We start from the raw sequence: 7,428 nt of genomic DNA on the forward strand, positions 1-7,428 counted from the left end.
GGCCTCCCCGAGCACGGCCTCGCCCAGCAGGTTGAGGTTGAGCCGGAACCCCTCGGCGCGCGCGCGCGCGATGTGCCCGGCCAGCCCCGGCCCGGCGTCGGCCACGAGGTGGCCCACGAGCTGACGCAGGCGCAGCAGCGCCGCGGGGACGACGAGCCGGGGCAGCACGGGGGCGAGCCGGGTGCCCGCCGTGAGCAGGGTCCGGTCCACGGGGCCGAGGAAGGTCGCCGACGTCGTCCATGCAGCCAGGCCCGCGAGCTCGCGCGCGGCGACGTCGACGTCCTGCGGGCGGGCCACGCGGTCGACGAACCGCAGGGCGAGCTCGAGGCCGGCCGGGTCGGAGACCAGCGCGGCGAGCCGCCCGGTGGTGCGCCGCTCGCGCGGGGTCTGACCCGCGGTGGTCGCCTCGATCCATCGCTCGGCCAGCGTCGCGGCAGCATCGGTCAGGGCAGGGGTGATCGCCATGGTCCAGCGTGGCCCCACCGCCCGGGGACGTCTTGTACCGATCCGACCCCCGCGCCGGTAGCGTCCGGTCCCATGGCCGCACCCCGCACCGAGCCGGACCCGTGGCCCGAGCGCGACCTGCTGCTCGGCGCGCTGTCGCCGGAGCTCGTGGGGCTCATGGACGAGCTGACCGGAACGATGTTCTGCGTCAAGGACGCGGCCGGCCGCTACGTCGCCGTCAACCAGGCCTTCGTCGAGCGCACGGGGGAGCGGTCCCGGCGAACGGTCGTCGGGCGCACGGCGCACGACCTGTTCGTGCCCCACCTCGCCGAGCACTACGAGGCCCAGGACCGGCAGGTGCTCCGGACGGGTCAGCCTGTGCGCCGCGTGCTCGAGCTCATCGTGCGTCCCGGTGGTGTCGCCGGGTGGTACCTGACCTCGAAGGCTCCGGTGCGGCGCGACGGTGAGCCGATCGGGCTGGTGAGCGTCTCGCAGGACCTCCGGCGGCACGACGCGCAGGATGCCGTCGTGGCCTCCGTCGAGCGGGTGGTCGCCCTCGTGGCGGAGCGCGACGGCGCCCCCGTCGGCGTCGGGGAGATGGCGGACGCCGCGGGGTGCTCGGTCTCGACGCTCGAGCGGCGCATGCACCGCGTGCTGTCCCTGTCCCCGCAGCAGTACGTCCTGCGCACCCGGATCGACCGGGCCGCCGGGCTGCTGGCCGGGTCCGACCTGCCCATCGCCGAGGTCGCCGCGCGGGCCGGGTTCTACGACCAGGCGCTGCTGACCAGGGCGTTCGGACGCCTGACGGGCGAGACCCCGGCGCAGTTCCGGCGCCGCACCGCCGGGCCCCGGCGCGCGCCGGGCGTGCAGTAGGCTGATCGACTGTCAGACATCCTTTAAGACCCGTCCTGAGAGGCGGGGAAGGAGGTCGCCAGATGTCCTCTGGCCCTGCCGTGCCCATCGTCCCCGCGAGCGACCTGCCCGACCCCGGCGTCCCCGGTGCCGAGGTGCTCGGCCCGGAGGAGATCACCCGGGCGCTGACCCGGATCGCCCACGAGGTCCTCGAACGCAACAAGGGTGCCGCCGACCTCGTGCTGCTCGGCATCCCGACCCGCGGCCTGCCGCTGGCCCGCCGCCTCGCCGCCAAGATCGCCCAGGTCGAGGGGCTCGACGCCGCCGGTCTGGTCGGGGCGCTCGACGTGACGATGTACCGCGACGACCTGCACCGCCACCCCACGCGCAGCATCGGCGCCACCGAGCTGCCGGGGGACCTGGACGACAAGGTCGTCGTGCTGGTGGACGACGTGCTGTTCTCCGGCCGGACCATCCGCGCGGCGCTCGACGCCCTCAACGACCTGGGGCGGCCGCGGGCCGTCCAGCTCGCGGTCCTCGTGGACCGCGGCCACCGTGAGCTGCCCATCCGGGCGGACTACGTGGGCAAGAACCTGCCGACGTCGGTGAGCGAGAAGGTCGCCGTGCGGCTCGTGGAGACGGACGGCGTCGACGCCGTGCGCATCGAGGGGGGCGAGCGATGAAGCACCTGCTCAGCGCGGCGGACCTGGACCGCGATGCGGCCGTCCACGTGCTCGACACCGCGGCCCAGATGGCCGCGACCCAGGCCCGCGAGATCAAGAAGCTGCCGACCCTGCGGGGCAAGACGGTGGTCAACCTCTTCTTCGAGGACTCCACCCGCACCCGGATCTCCTTCGAGACCGCGGCGAAGCGGCTCTCGGCCGACGTCATCAACTTCAGCGCCAAGGGTTCGAGCGTGTCCAAGGGCGAGTCGCTCAAGGACACCGCGCTGACCCTGCAGGCCATGGGGGCCGACGCCGTCGTCGTGCGGCACCACGCGTCCGGAGCGCCCCACCGGCTCGCGCACGCCGGCTGGGTGGGCTCCTCGGTCATCAACGCCGGCGACGGCACGCACCAGCACCCCACCCAGGCCCTCCTCGACGCGTTCACCATCCGCCGCCACCTGGCCGGGACGGACGCCGACCGCGAGGGGATCGGTCGCGACCTGGCCGGCCTGCACGTGGCGATCGTCGGTGACGTGCTGCACTCGCGTGTGGCGCGGTCCAACGTCCAGCTGCTGCACACCCTGGGCGCGCGCGTCACGCTCGTCGCGCCCCCCACGCTCGTCCCGGTCGGCGCCCACGCGTGGCCGTGCGCCATCGGGTACCACCTCGACGAGGTGCTCGACCAGCAGCCGGACGCGGTCATGATGCTGCGGGTGCAGCGCGAGAGGATGGGCTCCGGCGGGGCGGGGGCCACCGGCTTCTTCCCCAGCCCGCTCGAGTACACCCGGGCCTACGGCCTGGACGCGCGGCGCCTGGCGATGCTCCCCGAGCACGCGATCGTCATGCACCCGGGGCCGATGAACCGCGGCCTGGAGATCTCGGCGGACGCGGCGGACTCGCCGCGCGCCGTCATCGTCGAGCAGGTCTCCAACGGGGTCGCGGTGCGGATGGCCGTGCTGTACCTGCTGCTGGCCAAGGAGAAGGAGACGTGGGCATGAGCAAGCCGACCGCCGGGGGACCGGCGTACCTGCTGCGAGGCGTCGCCCCGCTCGGTGGCGAGCCGACCGACCTGCTCCTGGCCGACGGTGTCATCGCGGCCGTGGGCCCCGGCGCTGCGGCGCAGGCCCCCGCCGGTACCGTGACGATCGACGGGGCCGGCCTCGTCGCGCTGCCCGGTCTCGTCGACCTGCACACGCACCTGCGCGAGCCGGGCCGCGAGGACGCCGAGACGGTGTGGAGCGGCACGCGCGCCGCAGCGCTGGGCGGCTACACCTCGGTGCACGCCATGGCGAACACCTCGCCGGTCGCCGACACCGCCGGCGTGGTCGAGCAGGTGTGGCGGCTCGGCAACGACGCCGGCTGGGTGGACGTGCACCCCGTGGGCGCCGTGAGCGTTGGCCTCGGCGGCACGCAGCTCGCGGAGCTGGGCGCGATGGCGCACTCGGCCGCGCAGGTGCGCGTGTTCTCCGACGACGGGAAGTGCGTCCACGACCCGGTGCTCATGCGGCGCGCCCTGGAGTACGTCAAGGCGTTCGACGGCGTCATCGCCCAGCACTCCCAGGAGCCGCTGCTCACCGCGGGGGCGCAGATGCACGAGGGCGTCGTCTCCGCCGAGGTGGGTCTGGCCGGCTGGCCGGCCGTCGCGGAGGAGGCGATCATCGCGCGCGACGTGCTGCTCGCCGAGCACGTGGGCTCGCGCCTGCACGTCCAGCACCTGTCCACCGCCGGCTCGGTGGAGATCATCCGGTGGGCCAAGGCACGCGGGATCGACGTCACGGCCGAGGCGACCCCGCACCACCTGCTGCTCACCGACGAGCTCGCGCGCACCTACGACCCGGTCTACAAGGTCAACCCGCCGCTGCGGACCGCCGAGGACGTGGAGGCGCTGCGCGCGGGCCTGGCGGACGGCACGATCGACATCGTCGGCACCGACCACGCCCCGCACACGCGTGAGGACAAGGACTGTGAGTGGGCCGCCGCGGCCTTCGGGATGACGGGGCTGGAGACGGCACTGAGCATCGTGGCGACGACGATGGTCGCGACGGGCCGGATGTCCTGGGCCGACGTCGCGCGCGTCATGTCGAGCACCCCCGCGCGGATCGGGCGCACCGACGCCGGCCCGCGCGCGCAGGGCCGCCCCCTCGAGGTCGGCGAGCCGGCGAACGTCACGCTGGTCGACCCGGCCACGCGCTGGGTGGTCGACCCTGCGGCCCAGGCCACCGCGAGCCGGAACAGCCCGTACGGCGGGCGCGAGCTCACCGGCCGCGTCGTGGCCACCTTCCTGCGCGGCCGCGCGACGGTGCTCGACGGCACGACCGTGCCCTCCCGGGATGCCGTCCCCGCGGGTCCCGCCCGGTGAGCGCCGCAGCCCAGCGCCGCTTCGAGCCCCTGCACCCGACCACCCACCCCTCCCCGGGAGCCCCGATGCCCGCAGCAGACCGGGCCGTGCTGGTCCTCGAGGACGGCCGGACCTTCACCGGCCAGGCCTACGGCGCCCGCGGCGGCACCGTCGGCGAGATCGTCTTCAACACCGGGATGACCGGGTATCAGGAGACGCTCACCGACCCGTCGTACCATCGCCAGATCGTCGTCATGACGGCGCCGCACGTCGGCAACACGGGCATGAACGAGCAGGACCCGGAGTCGCTGCGGATCTGGGTGGCCGGCTACGTGGTGCGTGACCCCGCCATCCGCCCCTCGAGCTGGCGCTCGACCGGGACGCTCGAGGACGCCCTCGTCGCCGGCGGCGTGGTCTCGATGAGCGACATCGACACCCGGGCGCTGACGCGCCACCTGCGTGAGCGCGGCGTCATGCGCGCGGGCATCTTCTCCGGCCCGGCGCTGCTCGACGACTCCGGGCGCCAGCGCACGGACGCCGACCTCGTCGAGGTGGTGCGCTCGGCGCCCTCGATGGCCGGCGCGTCCCTGGCGGCAGAGGTCAGCGCGAGCGAGCCCTACACCGTCGAGCCCGTGCTGCCCGACGGCGTCACGCGCCCCGTCGCGACGGTGGTGGCGCTCGACCTGGGGATCAAGACGATGACCCCGGTGCGGCTGGCCGAGCGTGGCGTGCGCACGCACGTGCTGCCCGTCACGGCGACGATCGACGACGTGCTCGCGCTGTCCCCGGACGGGGTCTTCTTCTCCAACGGCCCGGGCGACCCGGCCTCTGCCACCGTCGAGGTCGAGCTGCTGCGCGCGGTGCTGGACCGCCGGATCCCGTTCTTCGGCATCTGCTTCGGCAACCAGCTGCTGGGCCGCGCGCTGGGCTTCGGCACGTACAAGCTCACCTACGGCCACCGCGGGGTCAACCAGCCCGTGCTGGACCGGCGCACGGGCAAGGTCGAGATCACGGCGCACAACCACGGGTTCGCCGTGGACGCTCCGCTCACGGGGGAGACGACGGCGCCGCACGACGGCGGTCGCTACGGCCGCGTCGTCGTGTCCCACGTCGACCTCAACGACGACGTGGTCGAGGGCCTGGAGTGCCTCGACCTGCCGGCGTTCTCGGTGCAGTACCACCCCGAGGCCGCGGCCGGCCCGCACGACGCCGCCTACCTCTTCGACCGGTTCGTCGCGCTGATGACCACCACTGAGACGGAGTCCATCGATGCCCCGACGCCCTGACATCACCAGCGTGCTGGTGATCGGCTCCGGGCCGATCGTCATCGGCCAGGCCGCCGAGTTCGACTACTCGGGCACGCAGGCCTGCCGCGTGCTCCGTGACGAGGGTCTGCGCGTCATCCTCGTCAACTCCAACCCGGCGACGATCATGACGGACCCGGAGTTCGCCGACGCGACCTACATCGAGCCCATCACCACCGAGGTCATCGAGGCGATCATCGCCCACGAGCGCCCCGACGCGATCCTGCCGACCCTCGGCGGGCAGACCGCCCTCAACGCGGCCATCGCGCTCGACGAGGCCGGCGTGCTGGAGAAGTACGGCGTGCAGATGATCGGCGTCAACATCGCCTCGATCCACCTCGCCGAGGACCGGCAGGCGTTCAAGGAGGTCGTCGAGCGCTGCGGCGCCGAGAGCGCACGCAGCCACATCGTGCACACCATGGACGAGGTGCTCGTCGCCGCGGACGACCTGGGGTACCCCGTCGTTGTGCGGCCCTCGTTCACGATGGGCGGGCTCGGCTCCGGCATCGCCTACGACGAGGCCGAGCTGCGCCGCATCGCCGGCGCCGGCCTGCACTACTCGCCGACCACCGAGGTCCTCCTCGAGGAGTCCATCCTCGGCTGGAAGGAGTACGAGCTCGAGCTCATGCGCGACCACGCGGACAACGTCGTCGTCGTCTGCTCCATCGAGAACCTCGACCCGGTGGGCGTGCACACGGGCGACTCCGTCACCGTCGCACCCGCCCTGACCCTCACGGACCGCGAGTACCAGCGGCTGCGCGACATCGGCATCGCCGTCATCCGCGAGGTCGGCGTCGACACGGGCGGCTGCAACATCCAGTTCGCGGTGCACCCGGACACGGGGCGCGTCGTGGTCATCGAGATGAACCCGCGCGTCTCACGCTCCTCGGCCCTGGCGTCCAAGGCGACGGGCTTCCCCATCGCCAAGATCGCCGCGCGCCTCGCGGTGGGCTACACGCTCGACGAGATCCCCAACGACATCACGGGGTCCACCCCGGCCTCGTTCGAGCCGTCGCTCGACTACGTCGTGGTCAAGGTGCCGCGGTTCGCGTTCGAGAAGTTCCCCTCGGCCGACCCGCGCCTCACCACGACGATGAAGTCCGTCGGCGAGGCGATGGCCATGGGCCGCAACTTCGCCGAGGCGCTCGGCAAGGCCATGCGCTCGATCGACAAGGCGGGGTCGGTGTTCCACTGGGAGGGGACCCCGCTGACGGGCGAGGAGCTCGCGGCCCTGCTCGCGCAGGTCGCCGTGCCCACCGAGCAGCGTCTGGTCCAGGTGCAGCAGGTGCTGCGGACGGTCGGGCTGCCCGGCGGGGTGAGCGTCGAGGACGTGTACACCGCCACCGGGATCGACCGCTGGTACCTCGACCAGGTCGTCGCGATCAACGCGCTGGCCGACGCCGTCGCCACGGCCCCGGAGCTGGACCGCGCGCTGCTGCGCCGGGCCAAGCGCAACGGGTTCTCGGACGCCCAGCTCGCGCGGCTGCGCGGCATCGGCGAGGAGACGGTGCGCCAGCTGCGCCACGCGCTCGGGCTGCGACCGGTGTTCAAGACCGTCGACACCTGCGCGGCGGAGTTCGCCGCCAGCACGCCGTACCACTACTCGTCCTACGACGAGGAGACCGAGGTGCAGCCGCGCACCCGGCCGGCGGTCATCATCCTCGGCTCGGGCCCCAACCGGATCGGCCAGGGCATCGAGTTCGACTACTCGTGCGTGCATGCCGCGCTGGCCCTCAAGGGCGAGTTCGAGACCGTCATGGTCAACTGCAACCCCGAGACCGTCTCGACCGACTACGACACGTCGGACCGCCTCTACTTCGAGCCG

6 protein-coding genes and 1 pseudogene are annotated in these 7,428 nt (G+C 73.3%); 6 read left to right on the forward strand and 1 reads right to left on the reverse strand.

The features are described 5' to 3' along the window. Nucleotides 1–465: pseudogene (locus tag PKY62_RS11255) on the reverse strand (aldehyde dehydrogenase); the annotation flags it as partial. A 72-nt stretch (nucleotides 466–537) separates the two neighbouring features. On the opposite strand from PKY62_RS11255, the gene PKY62_RS11260 reads away from it, so the two are divergent. The 6 genes from PKY62_RS11260 to carB all read left to right on the forward strand — a co-directional run. Further along, nucleotides 538–1,317, forward strand: a complete 780-nt coding sequence (locus tag PKY62_RS11260) for a helix-turn-helix domain-containing protein (protein WP_324536993.1) — start codon at nucleotides 538–540, stop codon at nucleotides 1,315–1,317. 62 nt (nucleotides 1,318–1,379) lie between these two features. Beyond that, entirely contained in the window at nucleotides 1,380–1,979 is a 600-nt protein-coding gene (gene pyrR / locus PKY62_RS11265) for a bifunctional pyr operon transcriptional regulator/uracil phosphoribosyltransferase PyrR (RefSeq protein ID WP_324536995.1), read from the forward strand. Continuing rightward, complete coding sequence (locus PKY62_RS11270; protein WP_324536997.1) at nucleotides 1,976–2,959, forward strand: aspartate carbamoyltransferase catalytic subunit; 984 nt, start codon at nucleotides 1,976–1,978, stop codon at nucleotides 2,957–2,959. Before pyrR ends, PKY62_RS11270 begins: the two co-directional genes overlap by 4 nt. Further along, nucleotides 2,956–4,320 (forward strand): dihydroorotase, encoded by a 1,365-nt coding sequence (locus tag PKY62_RS11275; protein WP_324537000.1) that lies wholly within the window; start codon nucleotides 2,956–2,958, stop codon nucleotides 4,318–4,320. Before PKY62_RS11270 ends, PKY62_RS11275 begins: the two co-directional genes overlap by 4 nt. Before the next feature lie 65 nt (nucleotides 4,321–4,385). Then, nucleotides 4,386–5,585, forward strand: a complete 1,200-nt coding sequence (gene carA, locus PKY62_RS11280; protein ID WP_324537002.1) for a glutamine-hydrolyzing carbamoyl-phosphate synthase small subunit — start codon at nucleotides 4,386–4,388, stop codon at nucleotides 5,583–5,585. Then, on the forward strand, nucleotides 5,569–7,428 hold a 1,860-nt coding region (carB, locus tag PKY62_RS11285; protein ID WP_324537004.1), incomplete at its 3' end, for a carbamoyl-phosphate synthase large subunit. The genes carA and carB, both read left to right, overlap by 17 nt.

Source organism: Actinotalea sp. (assembly GCF_035443605.1).
GTDB lineage: Bacteria > Actinomycetota > Actinomycetes > Actinomycetales > Cellulomonadaceae > Actinotalea.